This window comes from Flavobacterium sp. (assembly GCF_040382755.1).
GTDB lineage: Bacteria > Bacteroidota > Bacteroidia > Flavobacteriales > Flavobacteriaceae > Flavobacterium.
Genome location: NZ_JBEIET010000185.1, coordinates 1 through 2,935 on the forward strand (window position 1 = coordinate 1; position 2,935 = coordinate 2,935).

Sequence of the window (2,935 nt, forward strand, 5' to 3'; positions counted from 1 at the left end):
ACAGAAAATGTTGTGCCCAAAAACAGTAAAATAAATATGTAAAGAAACCGCTTCACTAATCGTTGATTAATTTCATAATTCGATTAAAATCTTCTTCAGAATGAAAAGGAATGGCTATTTTTCCTTTGCCATTTGCAGCAACACTGATATCCACTTTTGCACCAAAGAAGTTAGCAAAAGTTTTCTTTTGTTCAATAGCAATTTCGAATGATTTTGTTGCAGTTGTTTTGCTTGATTTAGGTTTTAAACCTTCTTGATATTTTTTCACTAACGCTTCTGTATCTCTAACAGATAAGTTTTGAGTAACCACGGTATGGTAAATATCACTTTGCGCTTCTTGGTTTTCAATATTAATTAATGCTCTACCGTGTCCCATCGAAATAAATCCGTCTCTCATTCCAGTTTGAATAATTGGATCTAGTTTTAATAAACGTAAATAGTTAGTAATGGTTGAACGTTTTTTACCTACACGCTCACTCATTTCTTCCTGAGTTAAATTTACTTCTTCAATTAATCTTTGGTACGAAATGGCAACTTCAATTGGGTCCAAATCATGGCGTTGAATGTTCTCAACCAATGCCATAACAAGTGATTCGTTATCGTTTGCTAATCTAATGTAAGCAGGAATAGTAGCAAGTCCTAATAATTTTGAAGCACGTAATCTTCGTTCTCCAGAAATTAGTTGGTATTTGTTAAATTCTAATTTTCTAACAGTAATAGGTTGAATAACGCCAACTTCTTTTATAGATTTAGCTAATTCTTGAAGTGTGTCTTCATTGAAATTAGTTCTTGGTTGAAACGGATTTATTTCAATAAAATTAATATCAAGTTCGATGATACTTCCTACAACTTTATCTGCATTTTTATCTTCTACAGACTTAATGTCGTTTGAAGGATCGCTTAAAAGTGCTGAAAGTCCTCTTCCTAACACAGGTTTTTTTACTGCTTTTGTCATTAGTTACTACTGTTTTTCTTGATAATTTCTTCTGCTAAATTTAAGTAATTTGCAGCTCCTTTGCTTGTTGCATCATAATTTATAATGCTTTCTCCAAAACTTGGTGCTTCACTTAATTTAATATTTCTTTGAATAATAGTCGAAAACACCATATTATTAAAATGTTTTTGAACTTCTTCAACTACCTGATTTGATAATCGTAAACGGGTATCGTACATAGTTAAAAGTAATCCTTCAATATCTAAACTTGGATTATGAATTTTTTGTACGCTTTTTATTGTGTTTAATAGTTTTCCTAAACCTTCTAATGCAAAATATTCACATTGAATAGGAATTACAACGCTATCTGCAGCGGTTAACGCATTTAACGTTAATAAACCTAAAGATGGCGCGCAGTCAATAATTATATAATCGTAATCCTCCTTAATTTCTTGTAAGGCTTGTTTTAGCATATATTCTCTATTGTCTTTGTCAACCAATTCAATTTCTATGGCAACTAAGTCAATATGTGCGGGTATAATCCAAACATTTGGAGCGCTTGTAGAAATCACACCTTCTTTTGCGGTATTGCTGTGTTCTATTATTTGATAAGTACCTATTTCAACACCTTCCACGTCAATTCCTAAACCAGAACTCGCATTTGCTTGCGGATCGGCATCAATTAAAAGCACCTTTTTTTCCAAAACACCTAATGCAGCAGCAAGATTTATCGAAGTTGTTGTTTTTCCTACCCCGCCCTTTTGATTGGCAATTGCAATGATTTTACCCATTTTTTCTTTTAAAATTTTAGAAGCGTAAAAATACAATTTTTTATGGTATAACCAACCCAATTTTATTAACAATACGTTAAAGTCTTTATTTCAGGATATCTTTGCTGTAAAAATTATTTTTTTTGTAAATTTGACAATTAAAAATTTAAGAGTGGTAGAAGAAAAAGTTATTTTAGTTGATGCAAATGACAATCCAATTGGATTGATGAATAAGCTTGAAGCACACGAAAAAGCGGTTTTGCATAGAGCATTTTCTGTTTTTATTTTAAATGATAAAAATGAGTTGATGTTGCAACAACGTGCACATCATAAATACCATTCTCCTTTATTGTGGACCAATACTTGTTGTAGTCATCAAAGAGAAAATGAAACAAATATTCAAGCTGGCACCAGACGACTTCGCGAAGAAATGGGTTTTGAAACAGAATTGAAAGAAATGTTCCATTTCATCTATAAAGCACCATTTGATAACGGTTTAACCGAACACGAATTAGATCATGTTATGCTTGGTTATTATAACGAAATGCCCGATATTAATAAAGATGAGGTAGAAAGTTGGAAATGGATGAAGATTGAAGAAGTAAAAAATGACATGATTGCAAATCCGAATCTTTATACGGTATGGTTTAAAATAATATTTGAGGAATTTTATCATCATTTTGATGACAATAAATAAAAAAATGAAAGTAACAGTAAGTAGAAAAGCGCATTTTAATGCTGCACATAGGTTATATCGAAAAGATTGGTCTATGGAACAAAACGATACCATTTTCGGTAAATGCAACAATCCAAATTATCATGGGCACAACTACGAATTAATTGTCAGTGTTACGGGTGAAATTGATCAGGAAACTGGTTTTGTAATTGATGTAAAAATTTTGTCAGATTTAATAAAAGAGCATATTGAAAATGCGTTTGACCATAAAAATTTGAATTTAGATGTTCCTGATTTTGAAAATTTAAATCCAACAGCCGAAAATATTTCAGTTGTTATTTGGCAAAAATTAAGAAATCACATTAATATAAATTTAGATTTAGAAGTCGTTTTATATGAAACGCCACGTAATTTTGTAACCTATAGAGGCAAATAAATGTTGTTTTATCCTTTACTTTTCAAACCCATTTTTAAAGAACGAATTTGGGGAGGTATCAAACTAAAAGAAGTTTTAAATAAATCTTTTGATGGCAGCCAAATTGGCGAAAGCTGGGA

The 2,935-nt window shown here is 31.2% G+C and carries 4 protein-coding genes; 2 read left to right on the plus strand and 2 right to left on the minus strand.

All coding sequences use genetic code 11. The features are described from left to right. Positions 1–55: 55 nt before the first annotated feature. Together ABWO04_RS10860 and ABWO04_RS10865 are read right to left on the minus strand one after the other, a co-directional pair. Positions 56–955, minus strand: coding sequence for a ParB/RepB/Spo0J family partition protein (locus tag ABWO04_RS10860; protein WP_353079718.1), 900 nt, complete (start codon positions 953–955; stop codon positions 56–58). Continuing rightward, positions 955–1,725: a ParA family protein gene (locus ABWO04_RS10865; RefSeq protein ID WP_353079719.1), complete on the minus strand. Its 771-nt coding sequence runs from the start codon at positions 1,723–1,725 to the stop codon at positions 955–957. Before ABWO04_RS10865 ends, ABWO04_RS10860 begins: the two co-directional genes overlap by 1 nt. A 151-nt stretch (positions 1,726–1,876) precedes the next feature. On the opposite strand from ABWO04_RS10865, the gene idi reads away from it, so the two are divergent. Together idi and ABWO04_RS10875 are read left to right on the plus strand one after the other, a co-directional pair. Further along, complete coding sequence (idi, locus tag ABWO04_RS10870) at positions 1,877–2,401, plus strand: isopentenyl-diphosphate Delta-isomerase (RefSeq protein WP_353079721.1); 525 nt, start codon at positions 1,877–1,879, stop codon at positions 2,399–2,401. Positions 2,402–2,405: 4 nt separating this feature from the next. Next, a complete protein-coding gene (locus ABWO04_RS10875; RefSeq protein WP_353079720.1) occupies positions 2,406–2,816 on the plus strand; it encodes a 6-pyruvoyl trahydropterin synthase family protein in 411 nt (136 codons plus the stop codon). The last annotated feature ends 119 nt before the right edge of the window (positions 2,817–2,935 follow it).